The organism is Paradevosia shaoguanensis, assembly GCF_016801025.1.
In the GTDB taxonomy this organism is placed as follows: domain Bacteria; phylum Pseudomonadota; class Alphaproteobacteria; order Rhizobiales; family Devosiaceae; genus Paradevosia; species Paradevosia shaoguanensis.
The window spans coordinates 687,676-707,562 of record NZ_CP068983.1 but is presented as its reverse complement, the minus strand read 5'-3'; the positions used below and the strand labels follow the sequence as shown (position 1 = coordinate 707,562).

General features: G+C 65.9%; 16 protein-coding genes. 7 read left to right on the top strand and 9 right to left on the bottom strand.

Annotated features, from left to right (window positions below):
• Positions 1–22: 22 nt before the first annotated feature.
• From JNE37_RS03315 to JNE37_RS03305, 3 genes are all read right to left on the bottom strand, one after another.
• A complete protein-coding gene (locus JNE37_RS03315; protein ID WP_203065298.1) occupies positions 23–1,867 on the bottom strand; it encodes a glycosyltransferase family 2 protein in 1,845 nt (614 codons plus the stop codon).
• Between the two features lie 271 nt (positions 1,868–2,138).
• Positions 2,139–2,954 carry a transporter substrate-binding domain-containing protein gene (locus JNE37_RS03310; RefSeq protein WP_035031490.1) on the bottom strand — a complete coding sequence of 272 codons (816 nt, stop codon included), beginning with the start codon at positions 2,952–2,954 and terminating at the stop codon, positions 2,139–2,141.
• A 151-nt stretch (positions 2,955–3,105) separates the two neighbouring features.
• Positions 3,106–4,719 carry a lysine--tRNA ligase gene (locus JNE37_RS03305; RefSeq protein ID WP_203065297.1) on the bottom strand — a complete coding sequence of 538 codons (1,614 nt, stop codon included), beginning with the start codon at positions 4,717–4,719 and terminating at the stop codon, positions 3,106–3,108.
• 154 nt (positions 4,720–4,873) lie between these two features.
• Between JNE37_RS03305 and JNE37_RS03300 the strand changes: the two genes are divergently transcribed.
• On the top strand, positions 4,874–5,284 hold the full coding sequence (locus tag JNE37_RS03300; RefSeq protein ID WP_035031496.1) for a tellurite resistance TerB family protein: 411 nt from the start codon (positions 4,874–4,876) through the stop codon (positions 5,282–5,284).
• 8 nt (positions 5,285–5,292) lie between these two features.
• On the opposite strand, the gene JNE37_RS03295 is transcribed toward JNE37_RS03300, so the two are convergent.
• On the bottom strand, positions 5,293–5,934 hold the full coding sequence (locus JNE37_RS03295) for a S24 family peptidase (RefSeq protein WP_035031499.1): 642 nt from the start codon (positions 5,932–5,934) through the stop codon (positions 5,293–5,295).
• Between the two features lie 145 nt (positions 5,935–6,079).
• On the opposite strand from JNE37_RS03295, the gene JNE37_RS03290 reads away from it, so the two are divergent.
• Together JNE37_RS03290 and JNE37_RS03285 are read left to right on the top strand one after the other, a co-directional pair.
• Complete coding sequence (locus JNE37_RS03290; RefSeq protein WP_203065296.1) at positions 6,080–6,433, top strand: DUF952 domain-containing protein; 354 nt, start codon at positions 6,080–6,082, stop codon at positions 6,431–6,433.
• Positions 6,430–7,539: a quinone-dependent dihydroorotate dehydrogenase gene (locus JNE37_RS03285; RefSeq protein WP_203065295.1), complete on the top strand. Its 1,110-nt coding sequence runs from the start codon at positions 6,430–6,432 to the stop codon at positions 7,537–7,539. Before JNE37_RS03290 ends, JNE37_RS03285 begins: the two co-directional genes overlap by 4 nt.
• Before the next feature lie 204 nt (positions 7,540–7,743).
• Here the strand turns inward: JNE37_RS03285 and JNE37_RS03280 are convergent, their stop codons facing one another.
• On the bottom strand, positions 7,744–9,087 hold the full coding sequence (locus JNE37_RS03280) for an MATE family efflux transporter (RefSeq protein ID WP_203065294.1): 1,344 nt from the start codon (positions 9,085–9,087) through the stop codon (positions 7,744–7,746).
• A 3-nt stretch (positions 9,088–9,090) separates the two neighbouring features.
• On the bottom strand, positions 9,091–9,762 hold the full coding sequence (locus JNE37_RS03275; RefSeq protein WP_203065293.1) for a nucleoside/nucleotide kinase family protein: 672 nt from the start codon (positions 9,760–9,762) through the stop codon (positions 9,091–9,093).
• Between the two features lie 97 nt (positions 9,763–9,859).
• On the opposite strand from JNE37_RS03275, the gene JNE37_RS03270 reads away from it, so the two are divergent.
• The 4 genes from JNE37_RS03270 to JNE37_RS03255 all read left to right on the top strand — a co-directional run bounded on the left by JNE37_RS03270 (position 9,860) and on the right by JNE37_RS03255 (position 14,465).
• On the top strand, positions 9,860–12,397 hold the full coding sequence (locus JNE37_RS03270) for a ligase-associated DNA damage response DEXH box helicase (protein WP_379124433.1): 2,538 nt from the start codon (positions 9,860–9,862) through the stop codon (positions 12,395–12,397).
• Positions 12,394–13,113, top strand: coding sequence for a ligase-associated DNA damage response endonuclease PdeM (gene pdeM, locus JNE37_RS03265; protein WP_203065292.1), 720 nt, complete (start codon positions 12,394–12,396; stop codon positions 13,111–13,113). Before JNE37_RS03270 ends, pdeM begins: the two co-directional genes overlap by 4 nt.
• 4 nt (positions 13,114–13,117) lie before the next feature.
• The gene (locus tag JNE37_RS03260; protein ID WP_203065291.1) at positions 13,118–13,468 is read left to right on the top strand and encodes a glyoxalase superfamily protein; all 351 of its coding nucleotides are present in this window, start codon (positions 13,118–13,120) and stop codon (positions 13,466–13,468) included.
• A gap of 424 nt (positions 13,469–13,892) precedes the next feature.
• A complete protein-coding gene (locus tag JNE37_RS03255) occupies positions 13,893–14,465 on the top strand; it encodes an NADPH-dependent FMN reductase (RefSeq protein ID WP_203065290.1) in 573 nt (190 codons plus the stop codon).
• Here JNE37_RS03255 and JNE37_RS03250 read toward each other — a convergent pair whose 3' ends face one another.
• The 3 genes from JNE37_RS03250 to JNE37_RS03240 all read right to left on the bottom strand — a co-directional run bounded on the left by JNE37_RS03250 (position 14,466) and on the right by JNE37_RS03240 (position 19,762).
• Positions 14,466–15,224: a TIGR02186 family protein gene (locus tag JNE37_RS03250; RefSeq protein WP_203065289.1), complete on the bottom strand. Its 759-nt coding sequence runs from the start codon at positions 15,222–15,224 to the stop codon at positions 14,466–14,468.
• Positions 15,221–16,153 carry a sulfite exporter TauE/SafE family protein gene (locus JNE37_RS03245; RefSeq protein ID WP_035031518.1) on the bottom strand — a complete coding sequence of 311 codons (933 nt, stop codon included), beginning with the start codon at positions 16,151–16,153 and terminating at the stop codon, positions 15,221–15,223. Before JNE37_RS03245 ends, JNE37_RS03250 begins: the two co-directional genes overlap by 4 nt.
• 135 nt (positions 16,154–16,288) lie before the next feature.
• A complete protein-coding gene (locus tag JNE37_RS03240) occupies positions 16,289–19,762 on the bottom strand; it encodes a peptidoglycan-binding protein (protein ID WP_203065288.1) in 3,474 nt (1,157 codons plus the stop codon).
• Between the last annotated feature and the right edge of the window lie 125 nt (positions 19,763–19,887).

Here is a 19,887-nt window from a genome sequence, read left to right as displayed (position 1 = left end):
TGCCATTTGCTCTTTAAGAAAATTAGTGCTTAGGCACAGCTTGCCCCGCAAGAACCGTTACCGACCGATCGACCTTGGTGCGTCCATGTTCGGTCTTGGCCCAGAAGAAGGGCCGCACCAGCAATTCGTGCGCCGCCCGCAGCGTGGCAAAGGAATGCAGCGTCCAGTAAAGCGGTAGCGTCGGCAGGTAGAAGAGGTGCTGTGGCCGCCCCAACCGTAGCAACCCTGCAATCATCAGCAGCAGCGCCCCGCCATACCCCACGATCAGCGCCGCAACGCTGATCGCGTCCCAGATGTCGAATTCCTCCCCGAAAAGCGGCGTCCCCGTCGCTACTCGCGCCACGAGCACGCCGGCGAATGCCGTATGCAGCAGCGCCGAGAGAATGAGGCTTCCCACATAGATCTGGAACGCCAGGAAACTGCGCCCCCCGGCATCGCTGATGAACACCAGCGGGTGCCGCGAATGCACGATGAATGTCTGCATCCAGCCCTTCATCCACCGCGTCCGCTGCGCCATCCACGCCTTGAGCGTGATCGGCGCCTCCTCGCGCGTATGGGAAGCGAACGTTGCCACCCGGTAGCGCAGCCGGGCCAGCCGCACGCCGAGGTCCGCGTCCTCCGTCACGTTGAACGCGTCCCACCCGCCCAGCTCGCGCAGCGCCCGCGTGCTGAAATGGTTGCTGGTGCCGCCCAGCGGCATCGGCAGGTGCCAGTGCGAAAGCGCCGGCATCATCAGCCCGAACTGGCCGGCATATTCGGCCGCGAACATCGCCGTCAGCCAGTTCTCCCCCGCATTGTCCACCAGCAGTTCCGCCTGCAGGCAGTCGATCTCGGGGTGCGAGGCGAAAAGGCTCGCCGCCAGCCGCAATTGCCCCGGTTCGGGAATGTCCTCGGCATCGAACACCACGAGATATTCGCCGCGCACGAAGGGCAGGGCGAAGTTGATCGCCTTGGGCTTGGTCCGCGGATGCTCGTCGGGCACCGCGATGAGCTCGAACCGCGGATCGTGCAGCTCCCGCGTCACCGCCGCGATCGTCGCCGGACTGCGCGCCTCGACCACGAACTTGATGTCGAGTTTCTCCGGCGGATAGTCGAGCGCCTTCATGGCCCGTGCCAGCGAGGGCACCATCGTCACTTCGTTCCGCAGCGGAATGAGCACCGTATAGGTCGGCAATTCCCGGTCCGTCAGCCGCTCTCCGCAATCGAGCGGCGGCGGCACCGCGCCCGGCACGCCCGCCGCCAGCCGGATGAGCCCGGGCACTACGAGGAACAGTGCCGTGAACGGAAACAGGAACGGCCTCACCGCAAACGGCGCCGCCAGCACCAGTCCCAGCAGCGACAGCATCACCGCTATGAAGATAAGCCGCGAAGTCAGCGACACGTCGAGGTCCGCCGCCGATCCCGGCCAGCGCCGCACCAGCCGCTGCCGCGCTTCGTCCATCAGCGCCGCCCCGTGCTTCTGCGCTAGTGCCGTCCGCAGCACGCGCGGCTCCACCACGCAGATTTTCCGCGCCAGGTCCGGCTTGCGCTCAAGGCTCTGCCGCAGCGCCACGAACTGCTCGGCGCCCGGCGCCGCCAGCACGATCTCGCGGTCGAACACCCGCGCCCGGCACGTGCGCACCTGCGCCAGTGCGTCGAGCCGCAACGGCGTATCGCCGACGAGGATCGAAGCCGGTGCCTCCGCCGAGAACGCCAGGCCGGCCCATTCCGCCGCCCGCTCCCAGGTCGCGTGCATGCCCAGACCGAACCGGTGCGCGCAGAATTCGAGCGGTTCCGCCCCGATCGTCTCGGCCGCAAGGAGTATCCGCTCCGCCTGCTCCGGCGTCTTGCCCGCAACATAAGCAATGAGGCTGGCTAGATCCGTCATGGCTCACCTCCAGCCACGAGGCTAGCCGAAGGCGAAGAGGCGCGAACTCGGCATAAGTCACACTTGCCCACCGGCAAATTCGCTGCCGGCCGCCACCCGGCCTAACCCACCGCAAGTGCTCACTTTCGTCGCCACTGAGCACGAAAGTTGTCCCCGTTATCCCCAGAGTTCACAGCCAGGCCTGTGGAAACCGCGTGGATAAGCACAATCGAGAAGTCGTGATGATAGGTGCCGGGCCCGTGCCACGAGATGGCGCAACGCGCACTGCGTCCTAGTAGAAGCTCACCGGGAACCAGCGCAGGTAAAACTCATCGAGCTTCCCGTCGCGGCTGAGCCGCGCCAGCGCGTAGTCGATCGCCTTGCGCACGGCGTCATGGCCCGTGGGTTGCGCAATGGCGAGCCCTTCCCCGAAGAGGTCGGGCCGGAAATAGGGATCGCCCGCAAACGAACAGCATTCGCCATTCTGGCTCAGCCAGAACGAAGCCCGCATCGCGTCTCCGAAAAATGCCTCCGCCTTGCCGTCCCGCACGGCCTCCAGCGCCTGGCCCTCGCTGTCGAACTCCAGCGGCTTGGCATTCGGCAGGTAGCGTTTGACGAATTCCTCGTGCGCCGAGCCCTTCCGCACCGCCACGACCTTGTCGCCAAGCCCGCGCGGCTCGAACGCCGCAGCCTTGTCCGCGGCCGTCACGAAACGGCCGGGCAGCATCAGGTAGATCGAGGAGAAGTCGAACATGTCCCCGTTTTCCGGGGTAATGGCGAGGCCCGCTATCAGCGCGTCGCCCTGGTTGTCCGCCAGCGCCTTGGCCGCCTGGTCCCATGGCCAGGACTGGATCGTGCAGGCCACGTTGAGTTCGGCACAGATGCCGCGCGCCAGGTCGATATTGAACCCGACAAGCTGCCCGCTTTCGTCCCTATAGTTGAACGGGGGAAAATCGGCCGTGGTGAGAAACCGGATCGCCGGGACGGCCGACAGGTTCGGCACGATGTCGCGCGCCTGGGGATCGCTGTGATTTGGCAGGGACTGCCCCATCGCCGGAAGCGCCGAGGCGCAAAGCAGGGCCAGGCCGACTATCGATGAAAACCGCATGCCCCGAGACTTTTGCCGTCCAAGATTAGTGGCTTATCGCCCAATTCGCTCTGAAAGGCGAGCCTTCGGAGGAGCCACGTCGTCACCGATCCAAATCGGGCGCGGTTGTTGGCGAGGCGCGACGCGCGCCACCGCGCGCGTCGCGAAATCCTTACTTGGCCAGCAGCTTCCCCGCCAGCGCGTCGGTGATCAGCCGGCGCGTTTCCGCCACGCCATAGAGCGCGATGAACGAGCCGAACCGCGGGCCCTGGTCGGCGCCCAGCAGCACCTGGTAGATCGCGGTGAACCAGTCGCGCAGCGGCTCGAATTCGTGCTTCTTGCCCACTTCGTAGACGAGGTTCTGCAGCGCGTCGGCATCGTTCGATCCCTCGAACGCCGCCAGTTCGTCCGCCAGCTCCTGCAGTGCTGCCCGTTCCTTGTCGGTCGGCGCACGGAACACCTTGGTCGGCTTCACGAAGTCGTTGAAGTAGCGCACGGCATACTTTGCCAGCTGGTCGAGCGCCGGATGGTTCTCCGGCGTTGCCCCCGGTACGTAGCGCGAGATGAAGCCCCAGAGCACCGAAGCGTCATCCGCATTGGCGGCCGAAACCAGGTTCATCAGCAGCGAGAACGTCACCGGCATCTCGGCCGCCGGCGGGTGGCCGAAATGCACGTGGTAGGCCGGGTTTTCGAGGCGAGCCGCTTCATCCTGCTTCTGGTAGGAGGCGACAAACGCGTAATACTCGTCCACCGCCCGCGGGATGACATCGAAATAGAGCCGCTTTGCCGTCCGCGGCTTCTGGAACATGAACAGCCCCAGGCTTTCGGGCGAGGCATAGGTCAGCCACTCGTCGATCGTCAGGCCATTGCCCTTGGACTTGGAGATCTTCTGGCCCTGGTCGTCGAGGAAGAGCTCGTAGACATAATGCTCCGGCGCCTTCCCACCCAGGATTTCGCAGATGCGATCATAGATCGGCGCGTTGGTCTGGTGGTCCTTGCCGAACATCTCGAAATCGACGCCGAGCGCGGCCCAGCGCATGCCGAAATCCGGCTTCCACTGCAGCTTCACATGCCCGCCCGTCACCGGCACGGTGGTGTCGCGGCCGTCTTCGCCCACGAAGGTCACGGTCCCCGCCTTTGCGTCGACTTCCTTCATCGGCACATAGAGCACCCGCCCGCTGATCGGGGAGATCGGCAGGAAGATCGAATAGGTCTCCTGGCGCTCCGCGCCCAGCGTCGGCAGCATCACGCCCATGATGTCGTCATAGCGCTCGGCGGCGCGCAGCAGCACGTCGTCGAACTTGCCGGCCTTGTAGTATTCGGTGGCGCTGGCGAATTCGTAGTTGAAGCCGAACGTGTCGAGGAAGCGGCGGAGCATGGCGTTGTTGTGCTCCCCGAAGCTCGTATATTCGTTGCTCCACGGGTCCGGCACTGCCGTCAGCGGCATCTGCAGGTACGGCTCCAGGAACTCGCGGCTCGGCACGTTTTCCGGAATCTTGCGCATTCCGTCCATGTCGTCCGAGAAGCAGAGCAGCCGGGTCTTGATCTGGTCGCGCGTCAGCAGCCGGAAAGCCGTGCGCACCATGGTGGTGCGGGCCACTTCGCCGAACGTGCCGATATGGGGCAGGCCCGAGGGGCCGTAACCCGTCTCGAACAGCACCTCGGTCTTCCCCGATTTCTCGATCCGGGCCACCAGCTTGCGCGCTTCCTCGAACGGCCAGGCACGGGCGTTCTGGGCAGCGTCATACAACGCGGGGTCGAGTGTCGGGAGCGGGGCGGGCGGCAAGGTTTCAGGCCTTCATATTGATGGATTTTGGAAAGAAGGGTGTGTTGCACCAGTCGCAAGTTGACGTCAATGCCGCAACAGGCGGCAGGTGGCGCTTGTCATTTGCGCTTCGCCTTTCTAGTTATCGCCTTAACCCCGTCGCAGGAAAGCACAAATGGCTCTCTCCACCCACGATGCCCTGATTTATCTGATGATCGTTTCGGCCTGGTCCGATACGACCATGAGCGAGGAGGAACTGGAGCGCATCGAGGATCAGATTGTGCGCCTGCCGGTTTTCGCCGGCTTCGATACCGGTCGCCTCGAGGAAGTGGCCAATGCCTGCGTCGACCTGATGAACGGCGCTGCCGGCCTCGATGGCGTGCTCGATGCCGCCGTCGCCGCCTTGCCCCGGCGCCTGCAGGATACGGCCTATGCCCTGGCCGTCGAGATCGCCGCTTCCGACCTTCGCCTCGAACAGGAAGAGCTGCGCTACCTCGAAATGGTGCGCGATCGCCTCGATATCGACCGGCTCACCACCGCCGCCATCGAAGCCTCCGCCCGCGCCCGCTACCGCCTCGCGCACTGATCGCAGGTTTATTGGCTGGCCCACATGATCCGGGCCACCCAGTCCACATCCGTCATTTCGAACGTCCGGTTGGGATGGTCGGGATTGACCGAATGCAGTTCGAGTTGCTTAGGCGTCTGCCGGTGCAGCAGCTTTACCATCACCTCGCCATCGCGCGTGCGCACCACCACGCGGTCGCCACGCCGCAATTGCGCGGTGGGCGACACCACGATGATGTCGCCATCGCGATAGAGCGGCAGCATCGAATCCCCATGGACTTCGAGCGCATAGGCGCCTTCCTCCTGCGAGGGCAGCCGCACCTCGTCCCAGCCTTGCCCCGCCGGAAAGCCCGCACTGTCGAAGAAGCCGCCCGCGCCCGCCTGCGCCAGGCCCAGCAGCGGCACCGAGCTCAACTCCGGCGTGCTGCCCGTGGTCTGCAGGAACGCGCCCGCTCCGGCGAGGAACGTCTCGAACCCTTCGCCCGTCGCCTCGAGAATCTTGGAAATGCTCTCCGTCGACGGCCAGCGCTCCCGCCCGTCCTTGCTGACGCGCTTGGAGGGGTTGAACGCGGTCGGGTCCAGCCCGGCCAGCTTCGCCAAGGCGGATACGCTCAGGCCGTGGCGCTTCGCCACCCCGTCGATACCGTCCCATATTGCCCGGTGCGAGAGCATCTGGTTTGGAGCCTTGGCTAGGAGAAATATCCCATTTGGGAAGATAGTCCTATTTCTATACCCCCACCTTCCGCCCTGTAAAGTCTGTCCGACAATCGCTCCACAGCCTTGCGATGGCGAGGCGGTTTGAATAGCTTCCGGCGCCATGACCTCCCCCGCGCTCATCTACAAGATTTCCACCCGCTCCGCCTACGAGGCCGCCGTGCCGACCGGGCAGTTCCAGGGCATGCCCATCGATTTTCAGGATGGCTACATCCACTTCTCGACCGCTGATCAGCTGGCCGAGACCCTTGCAAAGCACTTCGCCGGTCAGGGCGATCTCGTCCTCATCGCGGTCCGCACCGCCGATGTGGTCGCCGCTCTCAAATGGGAGGTCTCGCGCGGTGGCGCGCTCTTCCCGCACCTCTACGCGCCCATGCCCGTGGCCGCCGTCGAATGGACCGCGCCCATCGCCGTCGCTGCCGATGGCGCCTGCACCCTGCCGGAGGGCGTGAAATGATCTTCTCCGCTTTCTCTCCGCTCCTGCGCGTGCCGCTCGTCGCCAATTTCGGCCGCGATGCCCTGCTCAAGATGGATGCCGAGACCGCCCACGGCGCCACAATCGCCGCCCTGCGCCTCGGCCTCGCGCCCGAACAGAATTATGCCGATCCGCAGGAGCTCAAGGTCAGCCTCTGTGGCCTCGATTTCTCCAACCCCATCGGCATGGCCGCCGGTTTCGACAAGAACGGCGAGGTGCCCCGCCAGCTCGCCCGCGTCGGCTTCGGCATGGTCGAGGTCGGCACCGTCACCCCGCGCCCGCAGGGCGGCAATCCCAAGCCGCGCCTCTTCCGCGTGCCCGAGGTTGATGGCGTCATCAACCGCATGGGCTTCAACAATGAGGGGCACGAGGCGATGTTCGAACGCCTCAAGACCACGCGCGTCGGCGCCATCCTCGGCGTCAACATCGGCGCCAACAAGGATTCCGAGGATTTCGTCGCCGACTACGTGTTGGGCGTCAACCGCTTCGCCGCTCTCGCCGATTATCTCACGGTCAATATCTCGTCCCCGAACACGCCGGGCCTGCGCAACCTCCAGGCCGAAGAGGCCCTTGCCAGGCTGCTCGATGCCGTGCTCCAGGCCCGCTCCAAGGCTGCCGTGCGCGTCCCCGTCTTCCTCAAGATCGCCCCCGATCTCGACGAAAAGGCCATGGATGGCATCGCCAGGACCATCCTCGCCACTGATCTCGACGGCCTCATCGTCTCCAACACCACCATCGGGCGCGACGCCGTGGCCGGTATGACCAATGCCACCGAAGCCGGCGGCCTTTCGGGCAAGCCGCTCTTCAACCTCGCCACCCGCCGCCTCGCCCAGATGCGCCAGCGCGTAGGGGCCCTGCCCATTATCGGGGTAGGGGGCATCCATTCCCCCGAAACGGCTCTCGCCAAGTTCGAGGCCGGCGCCAACGCCATCCAGCTCTATTCGGCCCTGGTCTATGGCGGCTTCGATATGCTCGATCGCCTCAAGCGCGGCCTCGCCGCCGGCGTCCGCTCCGCCGGGCACACCAGCATCTCGGCCCTCACCGGCCGCACCACCGACGATTGGGCCGCCGGCAAGCTCTCGCTCTAGCGAACGCGCGCTCTCCTCGGTGAAAGCCGGGGAGGGCCTCGGCTAGGGTCCGTACTCAATTGCACCGGTAGAGGGTGCGATGGCCGCCCCACCCACCGGAGTTCCCCGGCTCTGCGGCCGGGGAAGTTCAGTGGTTGTGGCGCGGCAGACTGTCGGATGGGGAGATAGCGCTCTGGGGGCGCCGGGACTTACTGTGTACGGACCCTAGGCCGCAAACAATGCCGGCTTCCGCCGCTCCAGCGACCACCAGTAGATCCCCGCCCGGGCGAGGAAGAAGAGGTTGAGCGCCACCCAGAGCCCGGCATTGCCCATCGTCTGCTGCATCACCAGCGCCGCTCCGAGGAACAGCACCAGCGACACCAGCATCCCGTTCCGCATCGCTCCGTTGAGCGTCGCGCCGGTCAGGATGCCGTCATAGACGAAGGCCGGCATGCCGGTGATGGCGCAGAGCGCCGCCAGCCAGAGATAGTGCCGCGCCGCCTCGCGCACCGGTTCGCTCGTCGTCATCAGGTCGATGATCACCGGCCCGCCGAAATAGAGCACCAGCGCCAGCCCCGTCGAAATCGCAATGCCCGCCGTCAGCGCCAGACTCGTCGCCCGCTCGAAGGCCGGCCGCCAATTGGCGCCCACCGCCTTGCCGCAAAGCTGCTCGGAGGCCTGCGCCAGGCCATCGAGGAAGAACGCCGAAACCATCATCATGTTAAGCAGGATCGCATTGCTCGCCAGCGTGATCTCGCCCGCCCGCGATCCCTGCGCCGCGAAATAGGCATAGGCCGACATCAGCGCGCCCGAGCGGATCATGAGGTCGCGGCTGAGCCCGAACATCCGCCGCAGCGCCACCGGGTCGACCAGCTCCGCCGGCACGATCTTCTCGAGCGTCGCGCGGAACCCGCCATAATGCCGCGCCACGAGGTAAAGCCCGATCAGCGCCGCCACCACGTGCCCGGCCACGGTACCCGCCGCCGCGCCCGCGACGCCCCAGTGGAGGCCATAGACGAAGGCGATGCTCAGGGCGATGTTGACCCCGTGGATGAGTAATTGCAGCAGCATGCCCGTCCGCGCCGCCGCTCGCCCGTAGAACCAGCCGAGCAGCGCGTAGTTGATCAGCGAGAACGGCGCCGAGAGCAGCCGCACCTGAAAATACTCCGCCAGCGCCACTTCCACCGCCGGCTCCGGCCGCAGCGTGACGACCGAAACCCACAGCAGCGCGCTCGACAGCACGATCATGGCCAGCCCGATGATCACCGCCAGCCCGATGGCCCGCGCCACATGCATCAGCCCATCCTTAGGGTCGCGCGCACCCACAGATTGCGCGGTCAGCCCCGCCGTGCCCAGCCGCAGGAAATAGGCGAGCGCGAAGATGAAATCGAAGACGATGGCGCCCAGCACCAGCCCGCCCAGCAGCGCCGCATCGCCCAGCCGGCCGATCACCGTGATGTCCACGATCCCCACCATCGGCTCGGTGATGAAGGCCACCGAGGCCGGCAATGCGATTTTCCACACGTCCGCGCTGCGCACGTCGAACGGATAGGTCGGTCTGGAGGCCATGGGTCAGGTATCGGTATCGAGAGTGATGATGAGGTCGGCACGCGACCGCGACGTCGATACCAGATCGTAGTTGGCAAGGTCCACCCGCTCGACATGCTCGCGGTTGCGTTCCTCGGTGAAAAGTCCTTCGGCCGCATGACGCTTGAGCAGCCGCGCCCGCACCCTCTCGCGCGGCACGTCGATGAAGACCGCCAGGTCCAGCAGCGGCCGCACCCCGTCCCAGGGCGCTTCGGGCAGCAGCAGGTAATTGCCCTCCACCACCAGCACCTGCGTCTGCGGCAGTACCGTGAAGGCGTCCTCCACCACGTCCTCGATCTTGCGCGAATAGCCCGGCCCGCTGACCGCCTCCTGCGCCGCCTTGAGCCGCGCCAGGAACGCCACGAACGCCGCTCCCTCGAAGGTATGCGGCGCACCCTTGTCCTTGGCCGTGCCCAGCGATTCGAGCTTGGCCTGCCGCATATGGAACCCGTCCATCGGCACCAGGGCGGCCACGCCCGGCTCGTCCTCGTTGAGCGTCGCCACCAGCTCCGCCGCCAGGGTCGATTTGCCCACGCCCGGCCCGCCGGCCAGCCCAATGGCGATGCGCCGGCCCGCTCCGCGCAGCAATTCCGTCCGTTGCGCAATCTGCATGCGGGCGGCGTCTGGCGTCAGGGTTTCGGCAGCGGGAGCGGACATGGAAAGCCTCGAACGTTTCCTCCCGCTACCATAAAAGACGCCATCGGCTGCTCGCCAGTGCAGAATTTCCCAACCGGCCCGCCTTTGGCATCCACCCTTGCCGCCATGCGTTTGGAAGGGGATAGATAGCGTCCCCAGCTTATCGGATTCCGCCTCCTTGCAACTGCAACCCGCCATCGCCAACTGGTTCGAAAGCAAGGGCTGGGCGCCGCGCCGCCACCAGCTCGATGTGCTCGAGGCGTGGCATGAAGGCGCCTCGGCGCTCCTCATCGCGCCCACCGGCGCCGGCAAGACCCTGGCCGGTTTCCTGCCCACCCTCGAAGATCTCACCGCCCATCCGATGGAAGGGCTCCACACCCTCTATATCTCGCCCCTCAAGGCCCTTGCCGTCGACGTCCACCGCAACCTCGTCGATCCGATCGAGGAAATGGGCCTCCCGATCAAGGTCGAGACGCGCACCGGCGACACGCCCGCCTCGCGCCGCCAGCGCCAGCGTTACGACCCGCCCCACATCCTCCTCACCACGCCCGAGCAGCTCGCGCTCCTCGTCAGCCACGACGATGCCGCGCGCCTCTTCGGGAGCCTCAGGCGCATTGTGCTCGATGAGCTGCATGCCCTCGTCACCTCCAAGCGCGGCGAGCTCCTGTCGCTCGCCATCGCCCGCATCGCGCGCCTCGCCCCGCAATTGCGCATCACCGCCCTCAGCGCCACCGTCAAGGACCCCGAGGCGCTGCGCGACTGGATCGGCACGCCCTTGCCACAGGCGCCCGCCAAGCTGCTGCTGGCTACTGGCGGCGCCAAGCCCGAACTCTCGATCCTGCGCAGCGACGAGCACGTGCCCTGGGCCGGCCATTCCACGGCCTATGCTGTCCCCGACCTCTACCAGACCATCAAGCGGCACAAGACGACCCTGCTCTTCGTCAACACCCGCAGCCAGGCCGAAATGCTCTTCCAGTGGCTCTGGGCCATCAACGAGGAGGGCCTGCCCATTGCCCTCCACCATGGCTCGCTCTCGGTCGAGCAGCGCCGCAAGGTCGAAAGCGCCATGGTCGCCGGCAATCTGCGCGCCGTTGTTTGCACCTCCACGCTCGACCTCGGCATCGATTGGGGTGATGTCGATCTCGTCGTCCAGGTCGGCGCGCCCAAGGGCTCGTCCCGCATGCTCCAGCGCATCGGCCGCGCCAACCACCGCATGGATGAGCCCTCCAAGGCCTTGCTGGTCCCCTCCAACCGTTTCGAAGTCCTCGAATGCGAGGCGGCCGTCGAGGCGGTGCACGAAAACCACCAGGATAGCGAGCCGCCCCATGTCGGCGGCTACGATGTGCTGGCCCAGCACATCCTCGGCATGGCCTGCGCCGCGCCATTCACCGACGATGAACTCTACGCCGAGATCAGGACCGCCTGGCCCTACCGCAACCTGCCGCGCGAACAGTTCGACCGCATCCTCGATTTCGTGGCCACCGGCGGCTACGCCCTGCGCGCCTATGAGCGTTTCGCGCGTCTGCGCCGCATGCCCGATGGCCGCTGGCGCGTGGCCAATCCCAATGTGGTCCAGCAATACCGGCTCAATGTCGGCACCATCATCGAGGAGCCGATGGTCAAGGTGCGGCTGGTGCGGGGCAGGGGCCAGCGCAAGGGCGCCACCACCGGGCCCATCGGGCGCATGGGGCGCGTACTGGGCGAGATGGAGGAGTATTTCTTCGATACCCTCACCATTGGCGATACCTTCATGTTCGGCGGCGAGGTCGTTGCCTTCGAGGGCATGCACGAAACCGAGGCCTATGTGTCGCGCAGCTTTTCGAGCGATCCTAAAATCCCCTCCTATATGGGCGGCAAGTTCCCGCTCTCGACCTACCTCGCCGAGCGCGTCCGCCGCATTCTCGCCACCCCCGACGAATGGCACCGGCTCCCCAACCAGACCGCCGACTGGCTCCGCCTCCAGCGCGATTTCTCCATCCTGCCCGGCCGCGAAAGCCTGCTCGTCGAAACCTTCCCGCGCGGCGCGCAGAACTACATGGTCTGCTACCCCTTCGAGGGGCGCCTGGCGCACCAGACGCTAGGCATGCTGCTCACCCGCCGCCTCGAACGGGCGCGGGCGCGCCCCCTGGGCTTCGTCGCCTCCGAATACGCCCTCGCCATCTGGGGCCTCGGCGATATCTCGGCGCTGGTCCGCACCAACCGCCTCTCGCTCGATGACCTCTTCTCCGAGGATATGCTGGGTGAGGATCTCGAGGATTGGCTGGCCGAATCCGCCTTGATGAAGCGCACGTTCCGCAATTGCGCCATCATCTCCGGGCTCATCGAGCGTCGACACCCGGGCAAGGAAAAGACGGGCCGGCAGATCACCATGTCGGCCGATCTCATCTACGACGTGCTTTACCAGCACGAGCCCGATCACATCCTCATCCAGGCCACGCGGCACGATGCGGCGCGGGGCCTGCTCGACATCGAGCGCCTGGGCCATTTCCTCAGGCGCATAAGGAAACATATCGTGCACAAACCCCTCGACCGAATCTCGCCGCTCGCGGTACCGGTGATGCTCGATATCGGCAAGGAGCCGATCTTCGGCGAAGGCCGCGAAAGCGCCATGGCCGAAGCCGCCGACGAGTTGATGAACGAGGCATTGGGCAGGTGACGAGCTTGGGAGCCTTGCGCTCCGACGATCGCGAGGAGGCGGAAACGGCCTTTTTGCGCTTTGGTGGCCACATCTTCGAACTGCTGCCCTCGGGCGCCGCCTATTGGCGCGCCGAGCGCGCGCTGCTGGTCGCCGATCTTCATCTCGAAAAGATGTCGTCCTTCGCCCGCTCCGGCCAGTTGCTGCCGCCCTACGACACGCGCGTCACCCTTGCCCGGCTCGAAGCCGATCTCGGCCGCACCGGCGCGCAGACCGTCATCGCGCTCGGCGACAGCTTCCACCGCGACGAGGGTACGCGCTCCCTGCTCGAAGGCGATCGTGCCCGCCTGCGCGAGCTGACGCAGCGCGCGTCCTGGCTCTGGCTCTCGGGCAACCACGATCCTGCACCGCACGGCCTCGGCGGCCTCTGCCTGCCTCATCTCGAACGGCAGGGTCTCGTCCTCACCCACGAGCCGAGCCACGGCGGCAACGGCCTCATCGCCGGCCATCTCCATCCCGCCGCCCGCGTCATGATCAACGGCCGCTCCGTGCGCCGGCCCTGCTTCGTGCATGATGGGCGCATTCTGCTCCTGCCGGCCTATGGGGCCGCCACGGGCAGCATCAACATCCTCGGCCCTGCCTTCACCGGCCTCTTCCACTGGGAGGCTCTCCAGGTAACCATGCTCGGGCGTGATCGCCTTTATCCGGTCAGCCCGCGCCGTCTCATCAACGGGTAGACCCATGGCCGTCCTGCGCGTCATCTCCAACCTTCCCACCGGCGACATCGCCGCTGCCCGGGCCTTCTATGGCGATTTCCTTAGCCTCCACCTCGTCATGGATCACGGCTGGATCCAGACCTTCGCCTCCGATGCCCGCATGGCCCCGCAAGTCAGCATCGCCACCGAGGGCGGCTCCGGCACGCCCGTGCCCACGCTCTCCGTCGAAGTCGATGACGTCGACGCCTATCGCCGCCGCGCCGGCGAACTCGGCCTCGACATCGTCTACGAGCTCACCGACGAGCCCTGGGGCGTCCGCCGCTTCTACGTCCGCGATCCCTTCGGCAACGCCATCAACATCCTCTCCCATCGCTGACGGCCGGCGGAGATATCCTCCCTTCCGCCGTCCGGCCTAAAATAGCCGATGCCCGCTACCGGGCACGCCTAAACCGCTGAGGAACAACACAAAAAGCAAATTCGCCAAAATCACCGTATTTCGTCGCAAAACCCGCGAAATATCGGAAAACATTGCCCGAAATTGAGTCAAAATTTAACGATTTGCCGACGGTCGACAGTCGTAAGTGCATTTAATTCCAATGGTTTAACTCTAAAACAGCCGCCCAAAAACCTGCAAAAACCGCGCATTTCTCCGTGAAACATTTTTGTTTCGCGCTCCAGGCGCAATCGCACGTCCCGATCCCGCTCTCTGCCGCTTCCCAATCCCACCGATCTGCGAGCATAATCCCCGCCGGGGGCACGCCCGGCGGCCCGAGGCCGCCGTCTCAGCAATGGAGACGTCCATGCCGCAATTCAAGGTCGGCTATCTTATCGGCAGCCTGTCGAGCCAATCGATCAACCGCAAGCTGGCCAACGCACTGGTCAAGCTCGCGCCCAGCGAACTCACCATGACCGAGATCAGCTTTAAGGACCTGCCGATCTACAACCGGGACTTCGACGCCGATTACCCGCAGGTCGCCCGCGACTTCAAGCAGTCCATCGCCAACGTCCAGGCCATCCTCTTCGTCACCCCGGAATACAACCGCTCCATTCCCGGCGGCCTCAAGAACGCCATCGATTGGGCCAGCCGCCCATGGGGCCAGAATTCCTTCACCCGCAAGCCCTCGGCCGTCATCGGCGCCTCCACCGGCGCCATCGGCACCGCCGTCGCCCAGCAGAGCCTGCGCAGCGTGCTCTCCTTCTGCAACTCGCCCCAGATGAACGCCCCTGAGGCCTACATCCAGTTCAAGCCCGACCTCATCACCGATGACGGTGAGGTCACGGTCGACAGCACCCGCGATTTCCTGCGGCAATACATGGCCGATTTCGGCGTCTTCATAGAGCGCGTGCACAGCGTCGTGCCGCCGCTGCATTGATCAGCGCTTGAACACCACGCCACCGAGCCAGCCGGTGAACAGCGCCAGCACCACGCAGACGAGGCCGTAGAGCAGCGGGTACTGGGTCGCCGACTGGCCCACGAAGCGCTCGAACCCGCTCTTGCGCACCGTGAAGCCATCGGACTTGCGCGCGATGATCTCGCCGTCCTTGAACACATAGGTCCGCGCGATGAACGCCCCGTTGGGAATATTGGCCGGCAGCGAGAGCTGGGCCGAGTAGAACGTGTTGGAGAGGAACTGCACTCCGTCCTCGCGCACTCCGAACGAGCCCTGTTCGGTCAGCAGCCGCACCGTCTGGTTGGCAAAGACCACCGAGTCCCACCAGCCCGTCTCGATCGCCGCCTTCGCCTGGTATTCGGGCAGCAGCTTCTCTTCCGAGATCACCACCGGGCTCGTGATCTCCCTGAGCTTGGCGTCCGAGAGCACCTGGAAGTAGGTGGGCATGGCATTGAAGTCCACCTGCACGGTGTTCATCCAGATGCCGAAATTATTGGTCTTGAGCCGCGTCACCCGATCCGACAGCGGCCCCTCCACCACGATCACCACGTGGTAGGGTCCGCGTATCGGCAACCCGGTCCCGAGTTCCGGCTCGATGTTGCCGAACATCGTCAGCGTCTCGCCGTCGAAGGACGAGCTGATCGAGATCGCCGTGTTGGAAACGCTCGACACTACCCGCTCGGCCTGCGCCGGCAACGCCGCCAGGAAGAAGGCCAGGGCGAGGAGCAGCAGCCGGATCACAGCGCGCCTCCCGGCCCGAGTAGCGCCGTGCTGAAGATGTCGTTGGGCGGCAGCACCAGCGTCAGCCCGAAGCGGATGGCCACCGCCAGCACCAGCAGCGCCAGCAGCGCCCGCAATTGCTCGCCGCGCAGATACTGCCCCGCCGACGCCCCGAACTGCGCCCCCACCGTGCCGCCCACCATCAGGCAGAAGGCAAGGAGGATATCGACGCTCTGGCTCTGCACGGCATGGAGCACCGTCGTCACAGCCATCATCGCCACCACCTGCAGCAGCGAAGTGCCGACGACGACGTTGCCGGGAACCCGCAGCAGGTAGACCAGTGCCGGCACGAGGATGAACCCGCCGCCGATACCGAGGAGCGAACCGATGATGCCGATGAAAAAGCCGATGACCAGCACCGGCAGCACGGAGATGTAGAGCCGCGACTTCTTGAATCGCACCCGCATGGGCAGGCCGTGCATCCAGGTATGCTGGTGTGGCATGCGCCCGCGTACCACCACGCCCGATCGCGTCTTGAGGATCTCGCGCGCCGCTTCCGCCAGCATGATCGAGCCGACCGAACCGAGCAACACCAGGTAGCTCACCGAGATGAAGAGATCGAGCTGTCCGAACGTGCGCAGGAACGCGAAGATCATCACCCCGATAAACGCCCCGAGCGTACTCGAGAGGATGAGATACATGGCGAGGTGCAGGTCGATGCCGCCTCGTCGGTAATAGCTCAGCGCCCCGGAAGTCGAGGCCGCCACGACCTGCCCGGTGACCGATGCGACGGCCACGGGCGAGGGGACGCCGGTGAAGATGAGCAGGGGTGTGAGCAGGAAACCGCCACCCACCCCGAACAAGCCAGACAAGAACCCGACTGCCCCGCCTATCCCTACCAGGAAGAAGACGTTCATCGAGAGTTCGGCGATGGGCAGGTAGATCTGCACGGCCCTATCCGCTTCTGTGGTCCCGTAAGTGACAAGTGCTTATCGGGGCCGCACTTTTTGACAAAATAAGGAGCAAGGGGACGCTTACGCGCCCCCTCACCAAACTGTCAACGCCGACCTGCCTTTTCTTGCGAATTACACAGGCTGGCTGCCGAGCACCGCGAGCAGTCTGGGGTTGACCGCTCCCGTCTCGTTCATACCGGTGGCGAGTTCGAATGCCTTGATGGCGTCGCCGGTCTTGGGTCCGGCCTTGCCGTCGGGCGTGCCGACATCGTAGCCCAACTTGGCAAGCACCGCTTGCACCTTCATGACAATTTTCTGGTCGGTGATGGTCTGCCCGGCATCGAACTTGGCGGTCCACGTGCCGATCGGCGCGAAGTTGGCCGGCAGGTCGATCGCCTGCGGCTTCCAGGTGGCCACCTCGGCCGCCAGCCGGCTTACGGTCGCGGCGTCGAGCGACTTGGCGATATCGTCACGCGCCTTGCCCGCATCCGCATCGCCATTGCCGGCCGCCAGCGAGAACCACTTGTACGACGTCTCGAGATTCTGCGGCACGCCAAGGCCGCGCGCATAGAGCATGCCCAGGTTGAACTGGCTGTCGGTCAGCCCGCGCATCGCCGCCTGCTCGAACCATTCGGAGGCCGCCGCGAAATCCTGCTTGCCCAACTGCCCGCCGGCATAGAGCGCGGCGAGGTTGTGCATCGACATGCGGTTGCCGGCCTCGGCGGCGCGCTGGTACCAGAGCCGTGCCTGCTCCAGGTCCTTGGCCACGCCCTTGCCGCCTTCATAGAGGCTGCCCAGCCGGTATTCGGCCGGGACGAACCCCTGCGCTGCCGCGCGCTCGTACCAGACGGCAGCCGCCGTCAGGTCCTGCGTCACGGCACGACCTTCGGTGAGGATCGCCGCCACCTCGAATTGCGACCGCGCATCGCCATCGGCCGCGGCCTGGCGCAGTTCGAGCGGGCCGACACCCTCGGGCGGCAGCTCGACCTTGATCGGGCTGGCCAGCGGTTCGGGCGCCAGCTCTTCGCTGGTGAGCGTCGTCGCCTTGAGCGCGGCGGGAATGACCGCCACTTGCGTCGGCGCGGTAAAGTTCAGTGCCGCCGCCGGATTGATCGAGCCGACCGTGGTCGTATCGAGGGTCGGCACGATTGCCGGATTGTCCGGCAGCTTGGCCACGGCCATCGGCTTGCCGTCGGCCTCGGGCAGCACCAGCGGCGCGACATCTCCGGTCGTCTCGGCCGTCGGCTTCACTTCCGGTGTTGCGGTTGCCGAGGATTGCTCACCCGGCTGCGGCGCCAGGCGTTGCGCCACGAGGTTCAGCGCCAGCGCCGAAACCGCCACCAGCGCTGCCGCCAGCAGCAGCGGACGACGATTGCGGCTGAGGAAATTGCCCTGCGGCTGCAGCGCTTCGATCTCGGGGGAGAACCGCTCCTGCTCCTGCTCGCGCTCGGCCTTGGCTTCCGCCTTCTTGGCCTTGCGCGCGGCAGCCTTCTCGGCCTTCTCCGCCTTGCGCAGCTCGGCCTTGCTCGGCTTGTCGTCCTCGGGAGCGGCAACCGGCGCGGCCGGCTGCGTCGCCGCTGCCGCGCCATTGTTCTGGAAACGGGCGAAGGCGCGGGCGATCACCGAATTGTTGTCCGGCTCGACCTTGGCCGCGTTCTGGCGCTGGGCGCGCCGCGCCGCCTCGATGAACGTGCTGCGGCTGCTGGCCATCACGGGCTCGGGCTGCACCGGAACCTCCGGCGCCACTACCGGCTCGGCCACTGGCGCGGCCTGCTCGACAAAGGCCTCGCGCTGCTCGTCGAAGCTCGAAGCCGGCTTGGGCGGGCGCTCGATGCTGGCCGCATCCACGAAGGCCGGCGTCGCGTCGATGCGCGGCTTGCCGGCGCCGAGGCGGGCGAGAATGTTGTCCGATGGCGAGCGCTTCTCTTCCAGCGCCGCTCGCACCGGGTTGGCATCGCCAAAGCCCGGATCGGTCAGCGGCCGGTCCTCGGAAGGGTTGCTCGGCATGTCGTCCCGCTCCGGCGGGCCGGGAATGCGTACCGAAGGCTTGCGCGCCATCGCCGGAACGATGAGTTCGCTTTCCGGGCTCGTCGCCGCCGGTGTCGGGGGCGGGGCAGGGGGCGTCGCCTTGCTCTCGGCCTTGGCCGGCTGCGCTTCGGGCTTGCCGAGCGCCGTCAGCGCCGCTTCGAGCCGGTCAAGCCGCTCATCCACGCGCTTGATGCCGTCTTCCATGCCCGACAGGTCCGTGCCGGTCGAGGACTTGAAGAGGCGAGACATGCGCTTTTCGATTTCGTCGAGCCCGCCGGCATCCGTGTTGCCGGCCATCGCCTCGGCCGTCTTGCGCGCAACGATGCCCGCCATCGCCTCGATATCGGGGGCGGAGCGTTCTTCCTGCTGCGAATAGAGCTTGGCGAGGTTGGAAAGCTGCTCGCCCGTCTGGTCCATCCGCGCCACGAGCTGCCGGATCTGCGCCTCGATATGGCCGATGCCTTCCGATCGGCTATCCTCGACGCGCCCGCTCAGCGCCTCGATCTGCATCTCGATCGCCGCGAACCGGGGCTCCATCGCCTCCAGCACCTTGTGGCGTACCGCCGAGATATCGGCCTTGAGCCCGCCGAGCACGCCATCCTTGCCTTCGAGGCCGGCAATGCGGTCCTCGATCGCCTGGATGATCGGCAGCATGGCGTCCGGATTGCCGGCGCCGCTGGTCCGCAGCACTTCGGTGAACGAGGCCATTTCCCCGGTCAGCCGCTCGACATCGGCATTGGGCATGGCCAGCGTCTTCTCGATGGCGTCGATCCGGTCATAGACCGACCGGACGCTCTCCTCGATCGCCTGCATGCCGTTCTGGAAGGCCGCGGCGCGCGCCGTACCGTCTTTGGCCTCGTGGCCGAAATGCTGGATCTGGATATCGGCCAGCCGCTCGACGGTCTTGGCCAGGTCGTCGATGCGCTTGGTCATCGCCGAAAGGTCGGGCGCCTGCGGCTGCGACATGGTCGTCGCCAGGTCCGCTATCTGCGCTTCGAGCCGCTTGACCTGCCCGGTCTCGCCGACCGCGCCCGCCAGCAGTTCCACCACATGGGTCAGCTGCGCGACCTGCTCGCCGATTTCCTTGACGTCGCCGGCATTGTCCCGCTGCGTGCGCAACTCGCCTTCCAGCCGCTCGAGCCGGGAGGAAAGCCCCGTCACCGAATGGGCCAGGCTTTCGATCTCGCCCGCATTGCGCGGCGCCGCGACAGCCGGGCTGCCGTGCCGCACGCGGATTTCGTTGATCGCCGATTGCAGCACATGCTGCGGATTGCGGCGCTGGTCGCGAATGTCGAACGCGTCGCTCTCTTCGCGCTCGATGCTGAACCGGTCGACCGCGCGCTGCACCGAACGCAGCGCCTCGCGGTGCCGCCGGTCATCAGGATCGCCCACCCGGTAGCGCAGGTCGCGGACCCGCTCGGCCAGTTGGTCGTAACCCGGCTCGGGTGTGCGGACGCGGGCATATTGGTTCTCGACCCGGTCGAGTAGCGCCACGAGCTCGCCGCGCAACGCCTGCCACTCTCCCGGCTGCGTGTCGCGAAGGTCTGAGAGGTCGGAGGCTGGAAGAGCGCGGGCCATAGGTTGTTCCCAAGCCGAAAAGTTGATGCCCCCGCGATTCTCATGCGGAGGTTTGCCGCTTACTCTTGGAAAAACATAGTAAACAACCCGTTAAGTCGAGGTGCATTCGGCAACAGCATGGTAAA